This is a genomic window from Marinobacter sp. bablab_jr003 (assembly GCF_016464245.1).
GTDB lineage: Bacteria > Pseudomonadota > Gammaproteobacteria > Pseudomonadales > Oleiphilaceae > Marinobacter > Marinobacter vinifirmus.
Genome location: NZ_JADARC010000099.1, coordinates 166,412 through 191,059 on the forward strand (window position 1 = coordinate 166,412; position 24,648 = coordinate 191,059).

At 55.7% G+C, this 24,648-nt stretch carries 26 protein-coding genes, 2 tRNA genes and 1 riboswitch; of the genes, 17 read left to right on the top strand and 11 right to left on the bottom strand.

Going from position 1 to position 24,648, the window contains the following annotated elements; all coding sequences use genetic code 11:
* Position 1 precedes the first annotated feature (1 nt).
* Entirely contained in the window at positions 2-550 is a 549-nt protein-coding gene (gene pgsA, locus H3Z84_RS10155) for a CDP-diacylglycerol--glycerol-3-phosphate 3-phosphatidyltransferase (RefSeq protein ID WP_022988958.1), read from the top strand.
* A gap of 5 nt (positions 551-555) precedes the next feature.
* Here the strand turns inward: pgsA and H3Z84_RS10160 are convergent, their stop codons facing one another.
* The 7 genes from H3Z84_RS10160 to thiB form a co-directional block, all read right to left on the bottom strand.
* The gene (locus H3Z84_RS10160; RefSeq protein ID WP_199457360.1) at positions 556-1,164 is read right to left on the bottom strand and encodes an ABC-type transport auxiliary lipoprotein family protein; all 609 of its coding nucleotides are present in this window, start codon (positions 1,162-1,164) and stop codon (positions 556-558) included.
* Complete coding sequence (locus H3Z84_RS10165; RefSeq protein ID WP_199457361.1) at positions 1,157-2,098, bottom strand: MlaD family protein; 942 nt, start codon at positions 2,096-2,098, stop codon at positions 1,157-1,159. Before H3Z84_RS10165 ends, H3Z84_RS10160 begins: the two co-directional genes overlap by 8 nt.
* On the bottom strand, positions 2,098-2,913 hold the full coding sequence (locus H3Z84_RS10170) for an ABC transporter ATP-binding protein (RefSeq protein ID WP_199457362.1): 816 nt from the start codon (positions 2,911-2,913) through the stop codon (positions 2,098-2,100). The genes H3Z84_RS10165 and H3Z84_RS10170 overlap by 1 nt, the downstream gene beginning before the upstream one ends.
* 9 nt (positions 2,914-2,922) lie before the next feature.
* Positions 2,923-4,011, bottom strand: a complete 1,089-nt coding sequence (locus tag H3Z84_RS10175; RefSeq protein ID WP_206768967.1) for an MlaE family ABC transporter permease — start codon at positions 4,009-4,011, stop codon at positions 2,923-2,925.
* A gap of 96 nt (positions 4,012-4,107) precedes the next feature.
* Complete coding sequence (locus H3Z84_RS10180; protein WP_199457363.1) at positions 4,108-4,722, bottom strand: ATP-binding cassette domain-containing protein; 615 nt, start codon at positions 4,720-4,722, stop codon at positions 4,108-4,110.
* Positions 4,715-6,397 (bottom strand): thiamine/thiamine pyrophosphate ABC transporter permease, encoded by a 1,683-nt coding sequence (gene thiP / locus H3Z84_RS10185; RefSeq protein ID WP_199457364.1) that lies wholly within the window; start codon positions 6,395-6,397, stop codon positions 4,715-4,717. Before thiP ends, H3Z84_RS10180 begins: the two co-directional genes overlap by 8 nt.
* A gap of 5 nt (positions 6,398-6,402) precedes the next feature.
* The gene (thiB, locus tag H3Z84_RS10190; protein WP_199457365.1) at positions 6,403-7,404 is read right to left on the bottom strand and encodes a thiamine ABC transporter substrate binding subunit; all 1,002 of its coding nucleotides are present in this window, start codon (positions 7,402-7,404) and stop codon (positions 6,403-6,405) included.
* A 47-nt stretch (positions 7,405-7,451) separates the two neighbouring features.
* Positions 7,452-7,543: riboswitch (TPP riboswitch) on the bottom strand.
* A 159-nt stretch (positions 7,544-7,702) separates the two neighbouring features.
* On the opposite strand from thiB, the gene H3Z84_RS10195 reads away from it, so the two are divergent.
* From H3Z84_RS10195 to H3Z84_RS10205, 3 genes are all read left to right on the top strand, one after another.
* The gene (locus H3Z84_RS10195) at positions 7,703-8,446 is read left to right on the top strand and encodes a murein L,D-transpeptidase catalytic domain family protein (RefSeq protein WP_058340578.1); all 744 of its coding nucleotides are present in this window, start codon (positions 7,703-7,705) and stop codon (positions 8,444-8,446) included.
* A 124-nt stretch (positions 8,447-8,570) separates the two neighbouring features.
* A tRNA-Gly gene (locus tag H3Z84_RS10200) sits at positions 8,571-8,646 on the top strand.
* Between the two features lie 54 nt (positions 8,647-8,700).
* Positions 8,701-8,774, top strand: a tRNA-Cys gene (locus tag H3Z84_RS10205).
* 117 nt (positions 8,775-8,891) lie between these two features.
* On the opposite strand, the gene H3Z84_RS10210 is transcribed toward H3Z84_RS10205, so the two are convergent.
* On the bottom strand, positions 8,892-10,151 hold the full coding sequence (locus tag H3Z84_RS10210; RefSeq protein ID WP_228285835.1) for a hypothetical protein: 1,260 nt from the start codon (positions 10,149-10,151) through the stop codon (positions 8,892-8,894).
* A 577-nt stretch (positions 10,152-10,728) separates the two neighbouring features.
* Here H3Z84_RS10210 and H3Z84_RS10215 point away from each other — a divergent pair.
* Together H3Z84_RS10215 and H3Z84_RS10220 are read left to right on the top strand one after the other, a co-directional pair.
* Positions 10,729-11,076, top strand: a complete 348-nt coding sequence (locus H3Z84_RS10215; RefSeq protein ID WP_199457366.1) for a DUF1016 N-terminal domain-containing protein — start codon at positions 10,729-10,731, stop codon at positions 11,074-11,076.
* A 178-nt stretch (positions 11,077-11,254) separates the two neighbouring features.
* Complete coding sequence (locus H3Z84_RS10220; protein WP_199457367.1) at positions 11,255-12,340, top strand: alanine/ornithine racemase family PLP-dependent enzyme; 1,086 nt, start codon at positions 11,255-11,257, stop codon at positions 12,338-12,340.
* A gap of 8 nt (positions 12,341-12,348) precedes the next feature.
* Here the strand turns inward: H3Z84_RS10220 and H3Z84_RS10225 are convergent, their stop codons facing one another.
* The 3 genes from H3Z84_RS10225 to H3Z84_RS10235 are packed head-to-tail and all read right to left on the bottom strand — an operon-like array spanning position 12,349 to position 14,782.
* Positions 12,349-13,302 carry a biotin-dependent carboxyltransferase family protein gene (locus tag H3Z84_RS10225; RefSeq protein WP_199457368.1) on the bottom strand — a complete coding sequence of 318 codons (954 nt, stop codon included), beginning with the start codon at positions 13,300-13,302 and terminating at the stop codon, positions 12,349-12,351.
* Positions 13,299-14,045, bottom strand: a complete 747-nt coding sequence (gene pxpB, locus H3Z84_RS10230) for a 5-oxoprolinase subunit PxpB (protein WP_199457369.1) — start codon at positions 14,043-14,045, stop codon at positions 13,299-13,301. Before pxpB ends, H3Z84_RS10225 begins: the two co-directional genes overlap by 4 nt.
* Positions 14,045-14,782 carry a 5-oxoprolinase subunit PxpA gene (locus H3Z84_RS10235; RefSeq protein WP_199457370.1) on the bottom strand — a complete coding sequence of 246 codons (738 nt, stop codon included), beginning with the start codon at positions 14,780-14,782 and terminating at the stop codon, positions 14,045-14,047. Before H3Z84_RS10235 ends, pxpB begins: the two co-directional genes overlap by 1 nt.
* A gap of 259 nt (positions 14,783-15,041) precedes the next feature.
* Here H3Z84_RS10235 and H3Z84_RS10240 point away from each other — a divergent pair, with 259 nt between their 5' ends.
* The 11 genes from H3Z84_RS10240 (at position 15,042) to H3Z84_RS10290 (ending at position 24,585) form a co-directional block, all read left to right on the top strand.
* Positions 15,042-16,016 carry a TRAP transporter substrate-binding protein gene (locus tag H3Z84_RS10240; RefSeq protein ID WP_199457371.1) on the top strand — a complete coding sequence of 325 codons (975 nt, stop codon included), beginning with the start codon at positions 15,042-15,044 and terminating at the stop codon, positions 16,014-16,016.
* Between the two features lie 39 nt (positions 16,017-16,055).
* Entirely contained in the window at positions 16,056-16,595 is a 540-nt protein-coding gene (locus tag H3Z84_RS10245; protein ID WP_199457372.1) for a TRAP transporter small permease, read from the top strand.
* Between the two features lie 4 nt (positions 16,596-16,599).
* Positions 16,600-17,904, top strand: a complete 1,305-nt coding sequence (locus tag H3Z84_RS10250) for a TRAP transporter large permease (RefSeq protein ID WP_199457373.1) — start codon at positions 16,600-16,602, stop codon at positions 17,902-17,904.
* A 68-nt stretch (positions 17,905-17,972) separates the two neighbouring features.
* On the top strand, positions 17,973-18,536 hold the full coding sequence (locus H3Z84_RS10255) for a winged helix DNA-binding protein (RefSeq protein WP_199457374.1): 564 nt from the start codon (positions 17,973-17,975) through the stop codon (positions 18,534-18,536).
* A 464-nt stretch (positions 18,537-19,000) separates the two neighbouring features.
* The gene (locus H3Z84_RS10260; protein WP_199457375.1) at positions 19,001-19,462 is read left to right on the top strand and encodes a hypothetical protein; all 462 of its coding nucleotides are present in this window, start codon (positions 19,001-19,003) and stop codon (positions 19,460-19,462) included.
* Positions 19,463-19,729, top strand: coding sequence for a hypothetical protein (locus H3Z84_RS10265; protein ID WP_199457376.1), 267 nt, complete (start codon positions 19,463-19,465; stop codon positions 19,727-19,729).
* Between the two features lie 120 nt (positions 19,730-19,849).
* Positions 19,850-20,917, top strand: coding sequence for a GGDEF domain-containing protein (locus H3Z84_RS10270; protein ID WP_323126995.1), 1,068 nt, complete (start codon positions 19,850-19,852; stop codon positions 20,915-20,917).
* A 106-nt stretch (positions 20,918-21,023) separates the two neighbouring features.
* On the top strand, positions 21,024-21,848 hold the full coding sequence (locus tag H3Z84_RS10275; protein ID WP_199457378.1) for a substrate-binding periplasmic protein: 825 nt from the start codon (positions 21,024-21,026) through the stop codon (positions 21,846-21,848).
* Between the two features lie 148 nt (positions 21,849-21,996).
* Positions 21,997-22,995: a lipid A deacylase LpxR family protein gene (locus tag H3Z84_RS10280; protein ID WP_199457379.1), complete on the top strand. Its 999-nt coding sequence runs from the start codon at positions 21,997-21,999 to the stop codon at positions 22,993-22,995.
* A 577-nt stretch (positions 22,996-23,572) separates the two neighbouring features.
* Positions 23,573-24,040, top strand: coding sequence for a hypothetical protein (locus H3Z84_RS10285; protein WP_199457380.1), 468 nt, complete (start codon positions 23,573-23,575; stop codon positions 24,038-24,040).
* 26 nt (positions 24,041-24,066) lie between these two features.
* Positions 24,067-24,585, top strand: coding sequence for a hypothetical protein (locus H3Z84_RS10290; protein ID WP_199457381.1), 519 nt, complete (start codon positions 24,067-24,069; stop codon positions 24,583-24,585).
* Positions 24,586-24,648 lie beyond the last annotated feature (63 nt).

Here is a 24,648-nt window from a genome sequence, read left to right on the forward strand (position 1 = left end):
CATGAATTTACCGAACCTGCTGACCATGTCCCGCATCGTGATGATCCCGGTGTTTGTGGTGATTTTCTACCTGCCGGTGCAGTGGAGTTACCTGGTCAGCGCCATCATCTTTGCCCTGGCCGGTGTGACCGACTGGCTGGACGGCTACCTGGCCCGCAAACTGAACCAGAGTACGCCTTTCGGTGCGTTTCTGGACCCGGTGGCGGACAAACTGATGGTGGCCGTGGCCCTGGCGGTGCTGATTGAAGAATACTCAGCGGTGCTGCTGACAATTCCGGCCACGGTGATTATTGGCCGGGAAATTGTGATTTCCGCCTTGCGGGAATGGATGGCAGAGGTGGGTAGCCGCGCCAGTGTGGCGGTGTCGTACATCGGCAAGGTCAAGACCACCGCCCAGATGGCGGCCATTGTCGGTTTGCTAGCGTTTCCTCCCGGTCAAATGCTGTCGTACGTTGCGATCGGCCTGCTTTACATCGCAGCCGGGCTCACACTCTGGTCTATGTTCCTGTACCTGAAAGCGGCCTGGCCGGATTTGTTCCCTTCAAAATAACAGGCTCAGGCGTCTGCCAGGCAATCCCGGCTCCATCGGGTTATGTCTTTCGAAAGCGCGGATGCTGCGCGAGAGAAGGCAGACATCAGGTCGTCCAGTTTTGCGCTGGCAGCCAGTGCCTCCTCGCGCTGATCCAATACGCACAGGCTTTTCCGGGAGCGGTTTTCCATCAGTTCGGTGTGCAGGTGTATGACCACCGTGGTGCCGTCTGCGTGGGTCTCGGCGTGAAAGCCGGTCAGTTCGGTGACCAGTGTTAACCCTGCCGTAGCCGGACTGGTGTCAGTCATCACGCTGGTGAAGCCGCCGCTCTGGCGAAATTCCTGAATCAGGTAATCCCTCAAAACCACGGGAATACTGTCGCGCCAGCGGGCGCCGGGCAGTGCCTGGAACTCGTAGGGTGTGGGCTTTACCAGAACCCGGGTACTGTCCAGCGGATCGGATGCCAGCGGAGTGTCCACCCGGAGCGCAGCAGGCCGGGGCGTATCGAACACTTCCCGTTCAGCGGGGGGTGCCAGTTCCATCAGGCGCGGTGCTTCAGGAATCGGGAACACGGTGCAGGCAGACAGGGCAAGGGCCCCGGCCAGTGCGAAAATGCCTCTGCTTGGCTTAGTCATTGCTGTACTCCTGGATTCGGCCGCCGCCCCAGATGGTGCCTCTCGGGTCTTGCTCAAGCCTGCGGGTAAACGAGTTCAGGTTGCGGAGGGTGCTGCGCAGCTCCCGTAAGGCCGGTGTGAGCTCGCCCAGGCCCTGAAGCCCGGAGTCCAGTGCACCTTCGTTATTACCGGTCACACGGTTCAGCCGGTCCAGGGTGGGCTGCAGGGTTGAGATGGCCTTATCCATAGACTCCAGTACCGGCGTAATCTGCTCGCCTAACACCACGCGCGCATGGTCAGAGGTGGCGGATACCTTTACGGCAGCTTCTTCTGCCCGTATCGCTGCCGCATCGAACTGCTCCATCAGGGCCATCATGTCATCCCGGCTTGCCAGCAGCGACTCGGTTGCTAACCGGGTGTTGTGCAGAATGGTGGCTACGTTGCCCAGGTTTTCCTCGTTCAATAGCTGGTTCATGCTGGTCAGCAGGCGTTCGGCCTTCGACAACATGGCTTCGCCGTTATTGAGCAGGTTGGAAAACGCAGAGGGCTCGGCACTGATCAGCGGTGGATTCTCCCGGCCGCCTTCAAGCACCGGACTGTCCGGGCTGCCGCCGGTAAACTGCACGCTCATGCTGCCGGTGATATTGGCCAGCACCAGTTCGGCACGGGTGTTTTCACGCACGGGAATATCACTGCGAACCCGCACCAGCACACGAACATGGGCCGGGTTGTCGGGTGCCAGGGTCAATTCCAGTACATCACCTACCGGCACGCCGCTGTATAGCACCGCGTTACCCTTGGACAGGCCGCCTACCGGGTGGTCGAAACCGATCTGGTAATAACTCCACTCCTGGTCTGCCGAGGACTTGCCCAGCCACAGGGCGAACAGCAAGGCGGCGGTAACGGCCAGCAGCGTAAATAATCCGATAATAACGTGATGGGCTTTTGGCTCCATTAACCGGGCTCCTGTTCGGTCAGCCTGTTGTGTGCATCAATCGCGGCCCGCCCGCGGGGGCCGTGGAAGTAGTCCTGAATCCAGCTGTCATCCGTACGGGACACGTTATCCAGGGTATCTGCCACCAGCACCTTGCGCCGGGACAACACCGCCACCCGGTCGCAGGTGGTGTACAGGGTATCCAGATCGTGGGTAACCAGGAATACCGTTAACCCCAGGGCATTGCGCAGGGTGACAATCAGTTCGTCAAACGCGGCAGCGCCGATCGGGTCCAGCCCCGCTGTGGGCTCGTCCAGAAACAATATTTCAGGGTCCAGGGCCAGCGCCCGGGCCAGCGCTGCACGTTTCACCATGCCGCCGGATAACTCCGCCGGGTATTTGCGGGCCGCCTCGGGCTGCAAGCCGGTCAGGGCCAGCTTCATGCGGGCCAGTTCTTCCGCTTCGGCCCGCTTCAGCCCCGCGTGCTCGATCAGGGGCAGGGCAATATTCTGTTCCAGATTCAGGGAGGTAAATAGAGCGCCGCCCTGAAACAGCACGCCAAACCGCTGCTCATAAAGCGAACGTTCCGGTGCTGACAGCTCTGTTAGATCCTGCCCGAATACCGTGATGTGGCCCGCCGTCGGCGTGTTCAAGCCGACAATGCTGCGAAGCAGCACGGATTTTCCTGTGCCGGATCCGCCAACCACGCCGAGGATTTCGCCCGGGTAGAGGTTCAGGTCCAGGTCTTCATGTACTGAATGGCTGCCAAAGCGGTTGCTCAGGCCCCGAACCTGAATAATCGGTGTTTGGTGCGCGTGGTTATCCTGCGTGCCCATGGCCATGCCTTACCAACCCATTTCCATAAAGAATAGCGCGGCTACGGAATCGAGCAGTATGACCATAAAGATAGATTGCACCACGCTGGAGGTGGTGTGCTCACCCACGGACTGTGCGCTGCCCGACACCTTGAAACCTTCCAGGCAGCCGATCACGGCAATCAGGAAGGCAAACACGGGTGCTTTACCGATACCCACCAGGAAATGTTTCAGGGCAATATCCCGCTCCACGATGGCCATAAACTGGCTGGGCGGAATATCCAGTGCCAGTGCACACACCACGGCACCACCAACCATGCCCGCCATCATGCCGACAAAGGTCAGCACCGGCAGGCTCACCATCATGGCCAGTACCCTGGGGACTACAAGCAGCTCCACGGGGTTGAGGCCGAGGGTACGGATGGCATCCAGTTCTTCGTTGACTTTCATGGCCCCGATCTGGGCTGTGAAGGCACTGGCGGTCCGGCCGGCCAGCAAAATCGCGGCTAATAAAACGCCGAATTCCCGCAGGAAAGAGAAGGCGACTAGGTCTACGGTATAAATGGTCGCGCCAAAGTCCTCCAGCACCGTGGCACCCAGAAATGCGACGACAGCACCCACAAGAAACGTGAGCAAGGCAACAATCGGAAGGGCGTTCAGGCCGGTGTCGTGCACAGCGGCCACGAACGGCGTAAAGCGCCAGCGTTTTGGCTGTGGGAGTATGTAGAACAGGGTGGAGAAGGTCTGGCCAATAAAACCGGACAGCAGCCATAACAGACGGGTTAGCCGGGTGACCTTCTCTCCGGTGATTGCCAGCATGTTCAGCAGTGGATTAACCGTGGCTGGTGCCGGTGCGGATTCACACATGGATTCCGCCACGGCTTTAAGGAGTGCTTGCTGGGCTTCGGGCAGGGACGGTTGCTCCAGCGCGGCAAGCACCGGTTCGGCACCCAGCATTTTCACCATCAGGGACGCGCCCGCGGTATCCAGTCGTCCAAGGCGGGTAAATTCCGGCTTCAGTGAAGTGTTCTCTGCCTTGAATTGCGATACCTGCCGGTTCAGGGCCGGGTAATGGGCAAGGGTCCAGTCTCCGGCAAAGGCCACCGTATTGCCGGACAACTCAAGGGTGCCGGCAGGCTCGCCGGCTTTGGCTGTAGTAAGGCCCGAAGTTATCGCCACAGAATGAAAAAATCCCTGCCAGAAGTCTTAGCAAGCTTAAAGATTCCAGTTGCTGTCTGCCAGTATCTTTCGGTCTTCTTCATCATGGCTGGCCAGGATCAGGGTAATGCCGCTGGCCTTTTCCTGCAGTAACAAGTCCCGGATGATGGCCCTGGCGTCCGGGTCCAGCCCGGTCATGGGTTCGTCCAGCAGCAGTACCGGTTTGCGCCGCAGAATGGCGCGCAGCAGGGCAACTCGTTGCCGCTGGCCACCGGATAGTTCGCCGGGCAGCCGTGTACCAAAACCGCCGAGCCCGGTTTGTTCAAGACCCTGCTCAATGGCCGATTGCTGTTCGGGGGACAGCTTCATGCCCGGGTGCAGGCCAAGACCGATATTGGTGAAGACATCCAGGTGTTCGAACAGGTTGTGCTCCTGGAACACGCTTGTTACCGGCCGCTCCCAGGCGGGCAGGTTATGGATAGCTTGGTTGTTCCAGAGAATTTCTCCGCTTTTGGGTGCGAGAAAACCGGCAACCAGGTTCAGCAAGGTGGATTTACCGGTTCCACTGGCACCGCGTACTGCGAGGCAATGCCCGGCGGCGACCGAGAAGTGGAAGCGCCACTCCTCCGACTGATCCGGGTACTGGAAACACAGGTTTCTTAGTTCAAGCATGACGAGGCTCCGGAGCGGCGGCGGGGGCAGGCTCTGTGTTTGTGCCCGGGGCCGGCCGGGCAACCCGGGACAGCAGGGCGAAGAGGGTCACCAGTAATACAAGCAACCACAGCCCGGTGCCAGCCGCTTCGCTGATTCGGTAACTGCCCAGCTGCTGGTAAAGCAGAACCGGCAAAGTGGGCTGCCCGGGGCTACCGAACAGGGCAATTACCCCGAAATCTCCCAGCGACAGGGCAATGCCATAGGCCAGCCCCAGGGCGATTGGCCGGCGCAGCCGTGGCCAGTACAGCCAGCGCCAGCGATACCAGCCCAGGATGCCCAGCTGGTCCGCCTGGTTCAGGGTGTTCTTGTCGATGGCATTCAGTGGCCCACGCAGCACCTGCAGCACAAATGGAATGGCCATCAAACCGTTAATCATAGACACCAGTACCCAGCCTTGTGCGCTGTTCCCGAGCTGGGGCCGCAATAACAGGAACAGGCCGGTACCAAGCACCAGGGGCGGCACAATCAGCGGCAGATAACCCGTGGTAACCGGAATGGCCGCCAGTATCCGGTTTTCGGATTTGTTGGCGGCCGCCAGTGTGAACAGACTGGCGACAACCGCACCAAGCCCGGCGGGAACGGCAATCAACAAACTGCGGCCTGTGGCGGGGAGCAGTTGTCCGTAGATAGATGGCATGGGAGAGGCCGGCCAGAGTGCCGGCAAACCGCGTAACGCGATGGCCAGCAGGGGAAGCGTCAGGAAAGCGGAAAAGATGCCCAGCAGCAACACGCGCCCCAGACCCTGCCCGGGGCTGTCTTTTAAAGAGACAGGTTCAGCAAACCGCCGATCCGGAAGTAGTGAGGACTCCAGGCGGTTCCGGAACACAAGCCACCACAGGCTGCCGCAAATAACCAGCTGAATGGTGGCCAGGATGGCGGCCTGGCCGAAATCGAATTCGAACCGCAACGCCTGGTAAATGGCCACTTCAAGGGTTGTGGCGCGAGGCCCGCCACCCAGGGTCATGATGATGGCGAAGCTGGTAAAGCACAGGGTAAATACCAATGCTGACACCCCGGGCAGGACCGGCCGTAGTGCGGGCCATCGAACCGTACGCCAGAGCCACCAGCCACTCAACCCGAGCTGGGAAGCAACCCGCAACCTCGGTGCCGGAACCGATTCCAGTGCTTGCAGAAGAATGCGTGCGGCCAGCGGTGCGTTGAAAAATAGGTGGGCCAGTAAGATTCCATTCAGGCCGTAAAGGCTCCAGCCGTGATCAGGCAGCCACCCGTTCAGAAGACTGGTCAGCCAGCCCTGGCGACCGTACACCCCGATGATGCCTGAAACCGCCACAATGGTGGGAAGCACCAGGCTCAGCTCCATCAACCGAAGCAGCAGGCTACGACCGGGAAAATGGCTGAGCCGGGCCAGTGTCATGGCCACCGGCAGCGCAATGAGCAGGCTTAGAAAGACCGATAACACCGCCTGCCAAACCGTAAACCAGACAACACCTCTTAAATAGCGGCTGTGCCACAGCTCTTCGAATTCCAGCGTGCCAGCTGTGTGAAGCAGTGCCCCGAGCCCCAACAGCACCAGCCCGATCAAGGCCAGCGCAATGATCAGGCCCGGAGCCAGTTGCCACGCAGGGGCGCTGAATGGAGCAGGGCGCAGGGGTTGTGGTTGGTTGGCGGCCATTGGGTTCAGCGGGTCATGGCGTCCAGCCAGGCATTCACCAGTGAGCGGCGTTCACGGGCGACCTCTGCCGGTTCCAGGAAGAGGGCTTTGGACGGGTGGATCAGCAGGTCAAATACCTCCGGCAATTCGTCACCAAGGTCGATAGCCGGATACATCACATTCTTCAACGGAATATGGCGCTGGAAGGCCGGCGACAACATGAACTCCATGAATTCCCGGCCGAGGGCCTGACTCCTGGAGCTATTCACCAGTGCGGCAACCTCGACCTGAAGGTAATGGCCTTCTTCAAAACGGGCCGCCTGGTAACGGTCTGTGTTATCGACCGCCATGTGATAGGCCGGGGACGTACTGTAAGAAAGGATCATCGGGGCTTCGCCGTTCATGAACAGTGAAAAATACCCGTCACTCCAGCTCTGGGTCGTCGCCAGTACCTTGCCACTGAGTTGCTGCCATTTAGCGTGGGCGTCATCGCCATAAACCGCGTGCATCCAGAGCAGCAGGCCGAGGCCGGGGGTGCTGGTGCGGGGATCCTGGATGATGATTTTCAGGTCATCCGGTGCATTGACCAGCTCTTCCAGGCTTGCCGGAGGTTCCGGCAGCAGCTCGGTATCGTATACAAAGGCGAAGTAGCCCCAGTCGTAGGGCACGAAGGTGTCGTCCTGCCAGTCGACAGGCAGCGCCAGGTTGTTCAGTGTCAGCGTGTGCGGAGCCAGTAATCCGGTTTGCCGGGCGGCTTCCATGGTGGCGGTATCCAGCCCCAACACCACATCGGCACTGGTTGAACTGCCCTCCAGGCGCAGTCGCTGAAGTATATCGCCGCCGCTTTCCAGCACTGTATAGTTCAGTGCGCATTCACACTGCTCTTCAAATGCCTGCTTGACTGCGGGCCCTGGGCCCCATTCCGCCGCAAACGACGGGTGAGTATAAACGTTCAAAACCTGCGCAGGTTCGGCGGTAGCGAAAGCCGGGAGCAGGGCAGCGAAGAGTAGAGGCAAGCGGAAACGCATAGTGATTACACCTTGGCTATGGAGGGGGCATGCCGCGGTAACCACTGGAAAAGTGGCGGCTCAATCCCTACGCCGGTATTAGCCGGGTCAGGTTCCGCGGGTATGGTCTCAGCCCTGTCGGGCACCCCGTTGAGTCTTGGCGATTCTACCACGCCTGCGTGGTGGTCTGTAATTTGTAACTTTGATTACGGTCTGTTTAAAAACTGTACAAAGGTGTCCGGGTTCTCATTATTTGCTGTTAGAATAGTGCAAATTTCAATCGGATAGACCGTATTCTTCACCTATAGAGGTAAGGTGCATGCCCAAGCATCGCAATCTGCTCAAATTTTGTACAGCAATGTCCGGCCTTCTTTTTTCAGTGCTTTTCGCCACCAGCACCCAGGCCCAGTCCCTGAATAACCAGCTTTTTGATCGCCTTTCCAGTGCAGCCCCTAAACTGAACCCATCGGTTCTCGAGGCGGCTTTCAAGGCAACCCAGTGCGCCATCAGCAATGGAACAGCGATGCCGGAGAGGCTTGCTGTTATTGATTTTTCCCTGCCATCCAGCGAAGAACGCCTCTGGCTGTTTGACCTGGCCGATGGCAGCCTGGTTCTGAGGGAGCTGGTTGCCCACGGTAAAAACTCCGGCGACCGCGAAGCCAGTGCTTTCTCCAACATTGAGGGTAGCCACCAGTCCAGCATCGGACTGTTCAAGGCGGCGGAATCCTACAGCGGTGCCCACGGCTACTCCTTGCGGCTGGACGGACTGGAGCCGGGCTTCAATGACCTGGCCCGCCAGCGCGCTATTGTCATTCACGGGGCAGACTACGTAGAGAAGAGCTGGGTGAACAAATACGGTCGCATTGGCCGCAGCCACGGCTGCCCGGCGGTAGACCGCGATGTGATCGCAAAGGTAGTAGACAACCTGAAAGGCGGCCAGCTGGTTTTCAAATACTACCCGGATGAAGAATGGCTGCAGGCTTCCAGCTACCTGAACTGCGACAGCGGCAACCAGCTTGCCGGTTCCCTTCAGGCGAACGCGGATGACGCCAGCCGGTCCTGACCGGTTTGGCTAAATTTTGTGCACATTAGCAATAAAAACAGAAACTTGAAAAAAAGGTGTTGACGCGCGAAGCGTAATCCGTAGAATACGCAGCCGTTGAGGAGGCAACGCCTCTGAACGAAGAGCGGGAATAGCTCAGTTGGTAGAGCACAACCTTGCCAAGGTTGGGGTCGCGAGTTCGAATCTCGTTTCCCGCTCCATTTTCCAAGTCTCTCACGCCCCCTGAGAGCAAAAGCCAGATTCCAGGCTTACCCGGCGCGGTGGCAGAGTGGTTATGCAGCGGACTGCAACTCCGTGTACGCCGGTTCGATTCCGACCCGCGCCTCCATTTTTACCTTTAGATATCAACATGTTGGCTCCTTTGGCTGTTCGATGTCTTAGAGGTGAAAAAATACTGAAAAAATACTGAAAAAACGTGTCCGTCTCAAAAGGTAATTTGGGGCACTTAATCTCGCGTGAAACGTATTGTTGTGCGAGCTCGTTTCGGTGGTTTGATAAGCCGATAATGCTTGCGCATGGCTTCGGTCTCGTGGCCTCCTTTGTCGTTTTCACCTTGTTCAAGATACTCTTCAGTCAGCCCCTTCTTCCTCAAATCCCTTAGCTGATATTGGTCGCCATAGCCTGTCTCTTTGCATGCTTTTCTCCAGGCTGCTTGTATCGTTCGGTGTTGGACCTTCTGAGCCCGAGAGCGCACGTCAAAGTACATGGGATAAACCAGAAGGTATTCGCTGGTGATGTTTTGCGACCTTTTGAACTCGATGAACCATTGCCAGAGTTCTGCGAGCTCTTTATTCATTTCTAGCTCGATCCCCACCCTGGTTTTGTGCCGTTCAAAGCGGACAAGGCCATAGACTGAGTAGCCGTCCCTCTCTACTGGCTCCATGAAAATCTCAGCCTGGTTTTGCTTGAGGTCGAAAATATCTATCGGCTGCTGGGAAAGCATATACATCAGGTCACATATCTTGGCTCGCCACGTCCCGTCTCGTGTCTGTTTGTTTATTTTGTGGATGCACAGGGCCGCAGTTATTTCCTTGTAGGCATCGTCCGGAATCAGCACCTCGCGCTTGCTTTCTGTTGCCTTGCGTATATCAACCATTGGGTTACGGTCGATCAAACCTTCTTGTACTGCATGAAGAAATACACGGTTGAGGGTATTTCTCAGGCCATTGTAATGGGTGGGCTTTTGCATCCAGGGAGATAGAAGCTGGCGAATTCTCCGCAGTATGTCTGGGTCTGTTAGGAGAAAGTCTGCTGACTCCTGTTCCTCTAATTGTTTTGCGTCATTGGCATAATCTATTCGAGTGGGTAACGCGATCGGCCTGCCCTTATTGGGGCCACGCAGGGAGAGCACCTGGCAGGTGCTCCATTTTACCTTGGTGCCGACCACGCAGTGCCCGAGCACGTCTACCCTCCATTTTTTGAGGTAATGCGAAAGCGTAATAGCCTCACCATCATTGTGGCGGGGAGTGGCAAGGTCCGAAAGCTTTTTCGCTAGAGAGTCAGTCTTTGAATCGGAGATTTCTGCCTGCCAAAGTCGCTGCAGAGCTGACCAGCGCTGGATTGCAATAACACGATCTTTGGTTTCCAGACTTCCTCGCTTGCGCGTGAGCGGGTGTACGACGAAATAGACATCATGAGCATTGCGATATAGTCCGGGGTAGGCCGCTAGCGACTCATTAGCTTTAGAGCGATTTCTAGGTGCCATTTTAGGATGCGAGGCTCCGGGCTAGTCCGTAGATAATTGCATCATCGGTTGGAGCGGCCCCATTGGTTCTTTGGGCCATCTCCATGTAGTAAGCGTCGAGATCGATTTTCCAGAGCTTCCCAAATTTAAATGCCCCCGGAATGATTGGACGGCCCTCGCAATCTCTCTCGCTGCAGAGCCTTCGGATAGTCGAGGCGGCTGGTGGATAACTGTCGTCCGAGAAGACGATCTCGATAAAATCGGCTATAGATACTGGTCGCATCATTTACTCCGTTCGTTTGATTGTGAAGCGTGGTTTCAGCTGACATGAATCAATATGCGTGTAAGTTCAAGATACATAAATCAAACGAACTGCAAGCGCCGAAAAACGATAGAAAACTCGCAGAGTTTTGTAGACTGACGCAATGAGCGGATGCGTTGAAAGGGAAAAGGGGAGGAAAGGTTGATAACGTTATCTGTTATTCATCTAGGTATAGAGCTTTTCAATTGTTGGGTTCAACAAACCTGCTTTTCATAGTCGAATCAGACCCACAAGGATCTGGTTTTTGGCTAAAGCGTCCATTTAGCACCGTACGGCATGGGCTTTAATGTCCGGAACCTGCGCGCCTTTTATCAGGCCTTTCCAATTCGGTACGCACTGCGTCCCAAATTGAGCTGGACGCACTACCGCGCTCTGTTTCGGGTCGACAGCACCCAGGCCCGGGAGTGGTATCTGGCCGTGGCGGTCAGTCAGCACTGGAACAGTCGGTCACTGGAACGGCATATCGGTACCCTGTATTACCAACGGCGCTGTAGTCCGGATCGGACAACCGTGCAGCAGAGGGCCGAGAAACAGACGCGACCATTGTCCGAGCAGGACGCCAGGCACTACCTGCAGGCCTTCCTGCTCGAACTGCGCAAGCTCACCCATCCAGACAGCATCTGATCAGGAGTTCTCCATCGTCAAACTGAAACCCGGTGAAGAGCAGGAAGCCCTGGTAATTAACGACGATCTGGCGTATCCGGACTACAAAGTCTGATTCCCGGACCCCTCAGCCCATTGGCCGCCACCGGTGCGCCAATGGGCCTTTTCGTCAGATCATCAGCGTTTAGGTTGAACCCCCTTGGAAAAGTTTCCCCGCCTGCTCTGGAACGAAACCAAACTGCGCGACAATATCCGTTTTCTGACCCAAACCTGCGCCAGCCAAAACTGGCCAGTCAGCTGGGTACCCGTCACCAAGGCCACCTGTGCCAACCCTGATATTGTCCGGGTGTTGCTGGATGAAGGCCTTACCGAAATGGCCGACTCCCGGGTCGACAACCTGAAAATCATCAAAACCCTGTCACCCAGCTGCAAAACCCTACTGCTTCGCCTTCCCGGCTGGCACGAAATCAAAGACGTGATCAGGTACGTTGACACCAGTCTGATTTCCGAACAGGAAACCCTGAGCCGGCTACAGGCTGAGGCCAAAGCTGCCGGTGTGATCCATCAGGTGATTCTGATGGTGGAACTTGGAGACCTGCGCGAAGGCGTATTACCGGAACATATTCTGGACTTCGGGCGCTTTATTCTTCAGCAGGACCACATAGACTGGTGCGGCATTGGTACCAACCTGACCTGCTACGGTGGCATCCTGCCCACCCCCGGGAAAATGCATGACCTGCTGGTGCTTCGGGACAACATCCGGGCAGAGCTGGGCCACCCCCTGAGCGTGGTGTCTGGCGGTAACTCCAGCTCACTGCCCCTGCTGCTGGAAGGCGAAATGCCGGAGGGCATTAATCACCTGCGCCTTGGGGAAGCCCTGTTTCTGGGCAAGGAAACCGCAAAGGGACAGCCCGTGGCCGGCATGCACAGCGACCTGTTTACGCTGGAAGCGGAAGTGATCGAGGTAAAGGTTAAAAACTCAGTGCCCGAGGGGCTCAGCGGTATGGATGCCTTTGGCAAGAAACCGGAGTTTGACGACCTGGGCCTGCACACCCGCGCCATTGTGGCCATTGGCCGGCAAGATGTACCGATCGAAGAGCTGACCCCAAAAGACCCGAACATCAGAATTCTGGGCGGCAGCAGTGACCACTTGATTCTGGATGTAGCCAACGATGCCGTGCGGGTAGGCGACATCGTGAGTTTTCGGCTGAACTACGCAGCACTGTTGCAGGCTATGACCTCTCCTTATGTTGCCAAGGTGCGGGCTCCCGCAGCTCAGCTATAAAGCGGGCATTACCGCCCCCTGCCGGTGCCAGAGAAAAATCCCAGAAACCGCTTTTCCTCTGTCTGTGCCTCATGAAGTGCGATTGGCCGGAATCTTAGCCTGGTGCCTGGTGCGCGCTGAGCCAGGGCGTCCAGGCTGCGGGGGGTAACGGCTCCCAGTTTTGGATACCCTCCAATGGTCTGGCGGTCATTCAGCAGCAGGATGGGCTGCCCGTCGGCCGGAACCTGGATGGCGCCCAGACTGGTGCCTTCAGAAATCAGGCCAGTGCCTGCAGGTTTCAGTGCAGGGCCTTTCAGGCGGGCACCCATCCGGTCTGTTTGTGGCGTCAGGGTGTAAGTACTGCCGAAGAACGTCTCCAGAACGGATGCGGAAAACCGGTCGATCTGGGCGCCGGGAATCACAGAAAGTACCAGGTCCTCTTTGTAGTCTGGCTTCCAGTGCTCCGGAACTTTTCGGTTAGGAACTTGGCTCACGCGAGGTTGGCAGGGCAGGTGGTCACCTTCCTGTAACGGGCGACCATCCTGATGAAGGCCGCCGAGGCCTTCCCGCGTAAAACTGGCACAACTGTCCCCCAGCCCGGAATCTAGCTGAAAACCTTCAAGCACAGCGAGATAGCTGCGTATACCTGATTTGGGGGCGGTGAGAGAAACCCGGTCTCCAGCTTTGAGGTTGATGACGCTCCAGAGCGGCCGGCTATCCCCGTTCACCTTACATTGCACTTCTGCGCCAGTGATCGCGATCTGGGTATCAAGGTTACTGGTGAACTCAACTCCGCCGAAGGTAATTTCCAGTGCCGGAGCGCCGTAGGAGTTCTCCAGTAACCGGTTGGCCCAGGCCCAGGCATGTCTGTCCATGGCACCACCGGTTGTAAGCCCCATGTGCATCACACCCCGGCGGCCACCATCTTGTAGAAGGCTGAGAAAACCGGGTTTTGTGAAGATCAGGCCAGGTTGAATGCTCATGGTTGAACCCCTCCGACCGGTTTGGTGTTGTTTTCTGGTGCCCACGGCAGGTCGTCCAGTCGGCCGCCTAGCTCAAGATACTCAGCGCGGCTGATCGCACGGAAGCGAACCCGCTGGCCCGCTTGCAGCAGGGAAGGCTGTTCCCGGTGGGGGTCAAATAGTTTCAACGGCGTTCGCCCGATCAGGTTCCAGCCGCCGGGTGATTGCAGCGGATACATGGCGGTCTGGGTGTCGGCAATGCCCAGAGATCCGGCCGGTACTTTCGACCGAGGCGTTGCCAGGCGAGGTGTTGCCAGCTCCAAAGGTACTTCGCCGAGGTAAGCGAATCCGGGCGCAAAGCCGATGGCGAATACGTGATACTCCTCGGCGGAATGCTTCTGGATAACCTGTTCCCTCGTCAGTCCTGTGCTGGCGGCAATAGCGTCGAGATCTGGCCCGGTAGTGGGATCGTAAAAAACCGGAATTTCGACAACCTCGCTGGAGCCTGCGTGCGCTTCGTCCTCCGGAAGTACCTTGAGAGCTGCGGTGACATCGGCAACCAGCGAGGCCAGGTCGTCAGTCAGCAAATCGTAGCGCAGCAGCAGCGTTGTGTAGGAGGGCACAATGTCGATCAAACGCGGCCCCAGAGTGCTGGAAAGAGCCGTGGCGGCCCGCTGAATCCGCGCCACCAGGGCAATATCGATCGTGTCGCCGAAGTGAAGCGTAATGGTATCAACGCCGGTTACTTCATATCGCCAGAACATTACGCCCGAGCCCCCAGAGCCTGACGGATAGCCTTCACAGCCTCGACAGACTCAGCGTTATCGCCATGAACGCAGAGGGTGTCGGCTTCAAGCTGTAACTGGCTGCCGGTAATCGTTGTGATGGCACGGCCAGCGGCAAGATCACAGGCCTGGCGCAAAATCGTATCCGGATCTTTATGGACGGCACCGGGGAGTGTGCGGGAGACAATATACCCCTGGTCGTCGTAGGCGCGATCGGCAAAGGCTTCCAGAATCAAGGGAACACCATGGCGCAGGCAGGCCGCCCGGATGTTCTGATTGTCGGCGGTGGTCATAGCCATCAGCGACAGGGGGTGTGGCGAGCAACCAAGCACTTTGAGGATGGCATCAAGCACCTCTTCATTGCGCATCATGTCGTTGTATAGCGCGCCGTGTGGTTTCACGTAGCTCAGAGTGCCGCCCTCTGAACCAGCAATGTGAGACAGCGCCCCCACCTGGTAACTCACCAGGGCGGTAATCTCTTCCGGATGGACCGCCATCGAACGACGGCCAAAGCCCTGAAGGTCAGGGTAGGCTGGATGGGCTCCCAGGGCCACACCGTGGGACATAGCCAGCCGCACGGTTTTCCGCATGGTCATGGGATCGCCGGCATGGAAGCCGCAGGCGATGTTCGCTTGGTCAATAAATGGCATAACGTGCTCATCCACGCCCATGGTCCAGGCCCCAAAGCTCTCGCCAATGTCGCAGTTTAAAAGCATAGCCGCCTCCGGGACTGTTGTTGTTTTGTTTAAATAATAGCCTAGAATATAAATTATAGATAAATTGTTCGTAAAACAAGGTCGTTTATCAATAAAATTTGAGTAAAAAGTTTGACAACCAGTAAGGTCACCGCTAATTTGGTTAAATAAAGCACAGAATTGCTTTGCGAACCGAATATCTGGTGTGCCCTGCTGCACCTACAGCAACAATCACGAACAAATTGCCTGGAAGTACTTTTCCAGTGCACAGGAGGAGAAAATGAACGTGAATGCCAAGTACCTCGCTGCATTAACGTTGTCTGTCGTGATCGGCCATGCTCAGGCCGAGACGAACTGGGATATGCCAACACCCTACGGCGACTCTAATTTCCACACCGTCAATATCCGTGAATTTGCCGAAGATGTGCGTGAAGCCACTGACGGCGAGTTGAACATTACCGTTCACAGTGGTGGCTCACTGATCAAACATCCCGAGATCAAGAACTCCGTTCGCCGAGGACTGGTTCCCATTGGTGAGCTGATTATGTCCCGCCTGGCAAATGAAGACCCTTTATTTGAAGTGGACTCGGTTCCTTACCTAGCCAGTAACTATGATCAAGCTTGGGAACTGTGGCAGGCATCTCGTGATGTTCTGGCTGAGCGGCTTGAGCGCCAGCGTATGAAGTTGTTGTTTGCAGTGCCGTGGCCGCCGCAGGGGATCTACACAGACTTCCCTGTAGAAACCGGCAAAGAGCTTCAGGGCGAAAAAATGCGCGCCTATAACAAATCGAGCGAGCGTCTGGCGGAGTTGTTTGGAGCTGTTCCCACCCAGGTTGAGGTTCCGGACATTCCAACCGCCTTTGGAACTGGCCGTGTTGACGCGATGATTACTTCTCCGTCAACCGGCGCGAATACCCGTGCCTGGGACTACCTGAGTAACTTCAATCACGCCCAGTTGTGGCTCCCGAAAAACATGGTGGTTGTTAACACCAAGGCCTTCCAGAGGCTTCCGGAAAACGTTCAGAAAGCCATAGAAGCAGCAGCTGAAGTGGCCGAAAAACGGGGATGGGAAGCGAGCAAAGCTGAAACTGCAGCCAAGATCAAGGTTATGGAAGAAAACGGCATTAAGGTTTCCGAACCCAGCGAAGCTTTGGTCAAACGACTGCAGGAAGTGGGCTCCACCATGGAGCAGGAATGGTTGGAGCGGGCTGGCGAAGAAGGTAAAGCCCTTATTGATGCATACCGCGCTCGCTGATTCCTGACATTTTGAATAGAACAAGCCGGGAGCATATATATGCGCAGGATTTTGGACTTTTCGTATCGCCTTGGCGGATACCTCTCCGCGCTGCAGCTCACCATTATTATGGTCATGGTGGTTTTACAGGTGCTGGGGCGGATTCTTGACAAGGTGCTGTTGATTCTGGGGATGGACTCCCTGGGATTGCAGGTTCCCGGACTGGCTGAACTGGCGGGGTTTCTGTTGCTCGGGGCCACATTCACCGGGCTTGCTTACACGTTAACCGTGGGCGGTCACATTCGGGTGGATCTGCTGCACCGGACCATGTCAAAGCCCGTCCAGCGCGTTATGGACATTCTGGTGGTCGTGGCTGCGCTGGCGATCACGGCCTATGGCACTTTGTTCAGTGTGCTGCTTGCCTATGACAGCTACGACTTCGGGGATGTCTCAATTGGCATGGTGCCAGTACCGCTCTGGATTCCGCAGGCGGTGATGGTCCTGGGACTGGCCTGGCTGTTGATTGCTCTGCTCGACTCGTTTATCGGTTTGATCAGCGGACGAATTACCCACATTAAAGACGAAGCCCCGCAGGAGTAACACGATGGATATGATCTGGATGAGCCTGGTGCTCCTGATCGGGCTCCTTATTCTGCTGGGAGCGGGCTTATGGGTTGCCTTTGCCCTAACGGCCACAGGCCTTGCAGCTTTGCATTTTTTCAGCAGCATCCCTGTTGGCGACAGCCTGGCCACTTCTTTTTATGGTGCGAGCGTCTCCTGGGAACTGGCTGCATTGCCAATGTTTATCTGGATGGGGGAGGTCTTGTTCCGCTCCCGTCTTTCCGAAGAGATGTTTACCGGCATTGCCCCGTGGGTTGGTCGTATTCCAGGCCGGCTGTTGCATACCAACATTATCGGCTGTGGTATTTTTGCGGCGATATCCGGGTCTTCAGCGGCTACTGCTGCAACAATCGGAAAGATGTCGGTGCCAGAGCTGACCAAGCGTGGCTATGACCGTAAGCAGATTCTGGGTACGCTGGCAGGCTCCGCCACACTTGGGTTGTTGATTCCCCCGTCGATCATCCTGATTGTCTACGGGGTAGCCACCGAGCAGTCCATTGCGCGACTGTTTGTGGCCGGTATACTTCCCGGCTTGCTGCTTATGCTGTTGTTTGCAGGCTACGTTGGCATCTGGTCTAAACTGAATCCTGCCGGCGTGCCGGCGGAGGAGGAAGAGGCCCTGCCGCTGGCCGAGAAAATTCGCCGCAGCGAACCTTTGATACCGGTCGTTCTGCTGATTGTTGGTGTGATCGGGTCTATCTATGCGGGGCTGGCATCGCCAACGGAATCCGCTGCTATCGGCGTTGCGCTGGCCCACCTCTTGTCCTGGCGGGGAGGTTCTCTCTCCCGGGAAACGTTTGGTGACGCGCTGATGGGTACGGTGAAAACCTCCACCATGATCGCGTTTATTCTTGTTGGCGCCCACTTTCTGACCGTGTCTATGGGATTCACCGGCATACCGAGAGACTTGGCCGCCTGGATTAACACGATGGAACTGTCCCCATACATGTTACTCCTCGCTTTGACGGTGTTTTTCATCCTTCTAGGTTGTTTTCTGGATGGGATATCCGTTGTGGTGCTGACCACCTCAGTGATATTGCCAATGGTGCAAGCCGCCGGAATTGATCCGCTGTGGTTTGGTATTTATTTGGTGATTGTGGTGGAAATGAGCCAGATAACGCCTCCGGTAGGCTTTAACCTGTTCGTTATTCAGGGGCTGACGGGGGATAACATTATCCGGGTTGCCGTAGCTGCACTACCGTATTTCCTGCTTCTGTTGGCCGGCGTGCTGCTGATCACCATTTTCCCGGAGATAGTGACTTACCTACCCAATCAGATGGGTAGTTGATAGACTCGCGGCCTGTCCCCATCATCGGGCAGGCCACTTTTATCGAACAGGAACGTCTTGGTGGGTCTATGACAAAAAACACAGACAAGGACGCCGTTGGGCAAGTTGGCGAAGATCGTCACTCTGGAAAAACGGTAGGGCCAATCGTGTCCTCATCACATCTATCCGGTCGCGCGGCCGAACTGTCTGAGCTTGAGTTTGGCTTGATTGTTGCCGGAAACGCCTTCAACCGGTGGATGGTTCGCTGCATGAATGCAGCAGGACTTCCGGATCTAAGTCCCCTGGATATTCTGGTTTTGCACAGCGTAAACCACAGAGGTCGATCAAAGAAGTCGGCTGATATCTGTTTGGTTCTCAATGTAGAGGATACCCACACGGTAACCTACGCCCTCAAGAAGCTCGTAAAACACGAAGTGATAAACTCGGAGCGTCGCGGTAAAGAGACTCTTTACTCGATCACTGAAAAGGGCGAACGGCTCTGTCAAATCTATGCAGAGATCCGTGAAAACTGCCTGGTGGACTCACTCAGGACACTCGGGTTTTCCAATACAGATTTGGGCTCGATTGCCAGCTTTCTTAGAGGTATCTCGGGGCTTTACGATCAGGCAGCCCGGTCTGCTGCCTCATTGTAATCAACATCTGCCTTTGTGTACTGGCTTTTGCCTTTTTTCTATTTCCTTTTCAAGGGTTCGATTGAATTTTCAATGCGAGATCTGAGCCTATGCCAACGCCTAAGTTGACGGGCCGCTGTTGCTGCTTCGGTCGGTAAACTGAAATTTGGTTACGGCCCCTGTTGGGGCGAAGATTCCGAAAGTGGCCCATCTCTTGGCACCTTTGTTAATTTCGCCATTACTGAGAACCTTTATACCTATCTGGATTACGGTTCCTACCTCTAGAAATCTAATTATAGGGTGGAGGGTGTCGTGTTCCTGGGCATCGGCAGGCTCAAAAGCGTAGTCTATGAACTGCGACCGTGGCGCTCCGGACTCCAAGCGTTGATTATGGGTCAGCCGCAGCCGGTCTGGCCTTCGGCGCTGGTTTCTCAACTATCCTCCTATGAGAACGTCTAAAACTGAGTGGTCGCGATATGGGTAGAATGCTGTTGTTGCTCCTATTCGCCGCCGGCGCCTCCTGTGCAAGTGCCGACGTGACAACCGGTAAAGCGGAGCAAACGCTAAACATCGCAGTCATCGAGGATGTGCCCAGTGTGGCGTTAGGCATTCGGTTGCTTCGTGCTGCCTATAAAGAGCTGAACATTGAACTGGTGACACATGTCTTTCCGTCGCGGCGCGCGCTTATGATGGCAGAGCAAGGTGTCATGGACGGTGACCTTTTTCGGGTTGAGGCCGTCGGCAATGACACTGAAAGCCTGGTTAAGGTTCCGTATCCGTTACTGGAGGGGCAGCTCTTTGCGGTAACCCGAGAACCGGTTGCTGACTGGAAGGCATCGGCGCAGGAGTCTCCCCAGTTGGTTGCCATACGCCGGGGAGTGATTGTCGAGGAAATGATGGCCGCAAGTGCAGGTTTGGAACCGGTGCTTACCGAAAGTTATGCCTAGGTGAATGAGTTACTGGAGCGGGAAAGGGTAAGCGTGGCCCTGGTATCGGAGATTGAAGGTTTTTCCCCAATGCAGCACGCCAGCTGGAACAGGTTCCATCAGCACGCTGAACCGGTGACTACGTTCACGCTCTACCATTACCTGTACGAACGCCACACTGACCTTGCACAGCCACTGGCTCGTATTTTGAGGCGGTTGGATCAGTCTGGTGCCAAACGGCAAATTCTTGAACAAACCCACTCGGAATCCACCGCCGATACCTGGTGACTCCGACCGTGAATGTTAAAAGTTGTGATAGCCGTTCCTCCCAGGCAGTGTTTGAACCACTATGGATACATAGGGCAACTATTCTGCTTTAACGATAATAATGTCTGGCCCAGGAGCATCGTGGATACCTCACCCGCCTTTGATATTAGAAGTGCGCCGGCGCGAATCAAAAGGCCTGCTTTCTGGCAGCTGGCCATGCGCTGTGCCCAGATTGCCGGTTCGGTGGATGTTGCCTTCTTTTTCCTGTTCCTGGTTCTGGATTCTCCGGTCTTGGCCTGGGTGAACGTGGTTAGCGTGGCCATGTACATTGGAGCCTATTACGCTCTGAAGCAACGGCGTAACCGACTGGCTGTCTGGTTGATCTGGACGGAAGTGGTTGTTCACGCAGCCATTGGGATTGTGATGATCGGCTGGGGCAGCGGCTTTCACTACTACTTACTGATGTTTATCCCGGCGATCTGTCTTTCGGCACCCCGGAAATGGATAGTGCCCGGGCTGTGTGTGCTTTGGGCCTACTACGTAGCCCTGGATGTGGTGATGTGGTTTGTCGCACCCCTGCAGCCTATTCCAGAAACGGCCCTCAACCTGGTGCACCTGTTCAACTTGACCGTTGTTTTCGCCATGTTCAGTTATTTGTCGGCATTTTACCTGGGCGTTGTCATCGCGGCCCAGAAGCGGCGGCAGAAAGTGGCCATCACCGATTCGTTGACTGGCCTGCTGAACCGTCGACAGATGCAATACCTGCTCGATCAGGAAATTGAGCGATTCAAACGTTCCGGTGATCCAGTGAGCTTGATGCTGATGGATCTTGATCACTTCAAGCAGCTCAACGACAGCCGAGGACACGATGCTGGCGATAAGGTGTTGCAGGCTTTTTCCGACATTCTCCGGCAGGAGCTGAGAACCCAGGATTTGGTCGCGCGCTGGGGTGGTGAGGAATTCCTGGTGATCATGCCGCAGTGCACCGTCAGTGATGCCCTGAAAACGGCGGAGTGTTTAAGGGGTGCGTTGGAAACCTGTCGGGGGCTGGGTGCCAATGGGGGACAAGGGGAAGCCACGGTGAGTATTGGTGTGACGGATCTGCGCGAAGGAGATGACGCTGTCACAGCCGTTAGCCGGGCCGATAGGGCGATGTACCAAAGCAAAGCGCTGGGTCGGAATCGGGTAACCGCGGTTTGGGTGAGGTAGAGACTCCACGAGTGGTTCGGCTCGACGTGTGGCGTCAGGTGTAAGTCTGTACTACTTTAAACGGTAATCATTTTTACACTAATTGATCAAAAGGGAACCTAATCTATTGCTACGTTTTCCAGGGACGGTCGCATGTTTACTTTTCACCTTTTCAGCTTTACTTGCCCCGCATCTCCAAGCCTCCGATACGGTTCGGCTTACCACTGGACACTGGCCACCGTACTTTGATGAATCCGCCGATGATAATGGGCTGCTCGCCGAGTTGATCACTCAGGCCTATGCGACTCAGGGGCTGAAGACCCATTTCACATTCTATCCCTGGTCCCGGGCTTTGATGCTCGCGAAGGCCGGGCAGTTCGATGGAACGGCGGCCTGGTCGTGTGTGGAACAGCGGTCAGACGACTTTCTTTATTCAGCCGGAGTTCTTCCGTATCAATATGTGTTTTACCATCGGCATGCTTTGCAGTTTGACTGGGCGTCGGCTGAAGATCTGGAGGGGATGTCCATAGGCGCTACCCAGGACTATAGCTACAACGAAAAGCTCGCGAGCCTTGTGGGCCGAGGCACTGTGAGCGTGGATGTGACCACATCGGACGAGGCCAATTTCCGGAAACTGTTAGCCGGACGCATTGATTTGTTTCCGATGGATCCCCTGGTTGGCATGGCGATGATTGATCAGTGGATGACGCCAGAGGAAGCGAAGGAACTTACGTTTGCCCCCAAGCCCTTTAAAAGCAGCTATTACCACGTACTCTTTGGCCACAAGAATCCTCGATCAAACATCCTCCGCTACCGATTGAATGAAGGGCTTCGCGCTTTGTGGGCCAGTGGGGAGTTTCAAGAGATTGTCGAGAAATGGCTGGCCACCGAAGCCCCCTCTGATAATACGTTGGATCTGAAGCTGTTTCGGCCACGCTTTGACGGGTGCTAGGAAACCTGATGGCGTCGATGGGAGGGAACTAGAAAAGCGGGGGAAAGCGACTTAGTCTGCACATCTGGATTGAGTGGCCGTTGTAACAGGTATGACTCGACAGTAGGCCATGCTCGTTAACTCATAGTATCAACCGGAGAGACTGGATTTGAGCCGTCGCTGCGAATGTGCCTTCCTGCTGTTTTTCGTTATTAGTGTTTTCCCAACCATCCTGAAGGCAGAAGTCGTGAACCTGTCCTGGGATAACGACCTGCTTACCGGAACCGATCGCGGCTATACAAACGGGGTACGCTTTTCGTATCTGACGGACACCGCTGACGAGAACGATGGAAAGTCGGCAAAATTTGCCCGGGTTCTGCGTGATGAGCTGCGCTTTCTGCCAGGTATTGGAACTGTCGATTCAAAGCAGGCGGTAAGTCTGAGTTTGCGGCAATTCATGGTCACACCTGAAGATATTACGGTTGAAGATCCGCAGTTCGACGACATTCCCTATGCCGGCCACCTGTCGCTCAGCGGCACACTCTGGAGCTGGAACGCCGATACGATTACCGGGTTTGGTGCTCACATTGGCGTTATTGGGCCCGAAAGCGGTGCCGAGTCGGTTCAGAAATGGGTGCACAAAGCCACTGGAAGCGACAAGCCGCAAGGGTGGGGGAGTCAGCTTGGAACCGATGTGGTGGGTGGCATTCAGGCTGCGCATGGCCGAAAACTCCTGCAACTCGGGCAGGGCGGCAACATTGAACAGCGTGTGTCGGTGGTTGGATCCGGACTACTGTCGAGTTTTCGGACCTCCGCTAAAACCGGGTTGGTCTGGCAGCTTGGCAGACACCTTCCTATAAACTTTGTGCCGGACTACGCTGGTACATCCTCAACCATCGCTTTGCCGGGCTCGTTCAAGGATTCAGGCAGTAGCTGGTCAGTATATGTGGGGCTGGGGCTGGAGTATGTAGGCTATTCCTACATCGATGACAATGCCGGGGCTTACCGTTTCGACGAAGGGCCGCCGATTGGTCGGCTTGGTCTGGGCGCTACCTGGCAGTGGGATCACCTGCTGGCCGCGGTCACATTGCGTGCCTCGACCAGCGAAGACGAGCGCCATAAAGACAACTTCAGCTTTGGAACACTGTCAGTTTCTTGGGCAATATAGAAAGGTCGGTTTTGACCGTTGCTTACGGGATGTGGTGGCGCTTGTTCCCGCTTAAACAAAAGCGGACATTCGAGCAGGCATTTTCTAGTCGGTTTTGGCCGTGATTTTTGCGGGCAACAAACTCCGTTCTTACTCGGTTAATCAGTCAGAAGCCTTCGGCATGGGTAGTTTTGACCTGTCCTCAATATAGGCCAGGAGTGTGTAATGCACCGGGGTAAGTCCATCTCAATCCTTAGATGGTCCCAAATCCTAGGGTAAGATCAACTCGACATTTCTGGCTCCTTTGGGACACCCAGTGAAATCGTAGTCTCCGTTAATAACAGTAAGTGTGTTCACTAGTCTCCGGGCATCAGGGATCCGTTAGTAATCTTAACCTTTTGTCTTATATCGTTGTCCGAATGCTGGAAATTACTTACCTTAGTGCTGCAAAGATCACGTAACGATAACTATTTGTTTGTAAATGAAAAAGCTGTCAGAAAATCGACACTTTCAAGCTTTTTGACAAAGCCCTTACACAAAGTAACAAAACCCTGCTGGCGATTAAAAATCGATCACATTACCTTGGCCGCAACTTTTGATGACTCCAGATAAGAGGGTGCCTGAATTGCGTCGTTTGCCACTGATTTTTATGCTGATTATGTTCGTGTTTTCCGCCCAGGCGATTGCAGCCCCGAAGCTGACGATCACCAGTGACGCGAACACTCTAGTTCTGGACCGGAATGAGCTTGAAAGCTTTCCCCAAACCACCTTTTCGACAATCAGCCCCTATTTTGACGGGGAGGTTCAGTTTTCCGGTCCGACTCTGGCACGCGTTCTGGAAACATTTGGTGTATCGGGCGAAACACAGATCACCCTGACCGCTCTGAACGATTACAAGGTCACCGGTTCTCTGGAAGAGCTCCTCTCATTGGATGCGATCATTGCTACCCGTCGGGATTCCAGAACCATGCCGGTTCGCGACCGCGGCCCTTTCTGGATCATTCTGCCGCTGTCTCAGCGTCCCGAGTTGGATGAGGAAGATTTTCATCGTTATATGGTCTGGTAGCTCAGCGGCATTGAGCTTAAATAATCGTGAATAAGGGTACGCTCCTTTCCGGACTGTTTTCGCGGACGACGGTTGTCTTTCTGTTTCTGATCGTACTCTTGCTATTGGGTGGGAGCTTCTATACCTATTTCCAGGACAGAAAACTGCAGTCGGTGTCTCTCAGCACCATACGAATGGCATCCTGGAACTTGGCCCAGTTGGGCAATGAAGCGAGTGCGTTTGACAGGGAGCTCTCGCTTGCGGCGAATGGTGTAGGCGATCCGGATGAGTTGACCCTTCGCTACGACGTTTTGTGGAGCCGATATGACTACCTGCTCACCGGCGACGAGTCGCGGGCAGCGCGAGATCATGATGATAATGAGCAGCGCCTGGAAGATCTGTTCAGTGATTTGAGGGCCCTTGAAAAGCCAATTCTGGACGGGATCGGGAAGGGTGCTGACAGCCTTGCTCCTGTTTTGGAGCAATGGAACTGCGTATTCCAGACCAAGGTTGCCACTGATTCCAGACGAAGCCTGCCACCCATTCCACGCGAAAGCTGCCACTGATTCCACGGCAAAGCTGCCACCTTGGCAGGCTGCCTGATTTCCCCATCAAAACGTCCGGCGCGG

Excerpts from the sequence above, each read along its gene's own strand:
- H3Z84_RS10160 (WP_199457360.1), bottom strand. The coding sequence starts at position 1,164 with ATGACTAAGCCAAGCAGAGGCATTTTCGCACTGGCCGGGGCCCTTGCC.
- H3Z84_RS10235 (WP_199457370.1), bottom strand. The coding sequence starts at position 14,782 with ATGCTTTTAAACTGCGACATTGGCGAGAGCTTTGGGGCCTGGACCATG.
- H3Z84_RS10225 (WP_199457368.1), bottom strand. The coding sequence starts at position 13,302 with ATGAGCATTCAACCTGGCCTGATCTTCACAAAACCCGGTTTTCTCAGC.
- H3Z84_RS10210 (WP_228285835.1), bottom strand. The coding sequence starts at position 10,151 with ATGGCACCTAGAAATCGCTCTAAAGCTAATGAGTCGCTAGCGGCCTAC.
- thiP (WP_199457364.1), bottom strand. The coding sequence starts at position 6,397 with ATGGCCGCCAACCAACCACAACCCCTGCGCCCTGCTCCATTCAGCGCC.
- H3Z84_RS10245 (WP_199457372.1), top strand. The coding sequence starts at position 16,056 with ATGCGCAGGATTTTGGACTTTTCGTATCGCCTTGGCGGATACCTCTCC.
- H3Z84_RS10260 (WP_199457375.1), top strand. The coding sequence starts at position 19,001 with ATGCTGTTGTTGCTCCTATTCGCCGCCGGCGCCTCCTGTGCAAGTGCC.
- H3Z84_RS10195 (WP_058340578.1), top strand. The coding sequence starts at position 7,703 with ATGCCCAAGCATCGCAATCTGCTCAAATTTTGTACAGCAATGTCCGGC.
- H3Z84_RS10285 (WP_199457380.1), top strand. The coding sequence starts at position 23,573 with ATGACTCCAGATAAGAGGGTGCCTGAATTGCGTCGTTTGCCACTGATT.
- H3Z84_RS10165 (WP_199457361.1), bottom strand. The coding sequence starts at position 2,098 with ATGGAGCCAAAAGCCCATCACGTTATTATCGGATTATTTACGCTGCTG.
- pgsA (WP_022988958.1), top strand. The coding sequence starts at position 2 with ATGAATTTACCGAACCTGCTGACCATGTCCCGCATCGTGATGATCCCG.
- thiB (WP_199457365.1), bottom strand. The coding sequence starts at position 7,404 with ATGCGTTTCCGCTTGCCTCTACTCTTCGCTGCCCTGCTCCCGGCTTTC.
- H3Z84_RS10255 (WP_199457374.1), top strand. The coding sequence starts at position 17,973 with ATGACAAAAAACACAGACAAGGACGCCGTTGGGCAAGTTGGCGAAGAT.
- H3Z84_RS10240 (WP_199457371.1), top strand. The coding sequence starts at position 15,042 with ATGAACGTGAATGCCAAGTACCTCGCTGCATTAACGTTGTCTGTCGTG.
- H3Z84_RS10250 (WP_199457373.1), top strand. The coding sequence starts at position 16,600 with ATGGATATGATCTGGATGAGCCTGGTGCTCCTGATCGGGCTCCTTATT.
- H3Z84_RS10170 (WP_199457362.1), bottom strand. The coding sequence starts at position 2,913 with ATGGGCACGCAGGATAACCACGCGCACCAAACACCGATTATTCAGGTT.
- H3Z84_RS10215 (WP_199457366.1), top strand. The coding sequence starts at position 10,729 with ATGGGCTTTAATGTCCGGAACCTGCGCGCCTTTTATCAGGCCTTTCCA.
- H3Z84_RS10180 (WP_199457363.1), bottom strand. The coding sequence starts at position 4,722 with ATGCTTGAACTAAGAAACCTGTGTTTCCAGTACCCGGATCAGTCGGAG.
- pxpB (WP_199457369.1), bottom strand. The coding sequence starts at position 14,045 with ATGTTCTGGCGATATGAAGTAACCGGCGTTGATACCATTACGCTTCAC.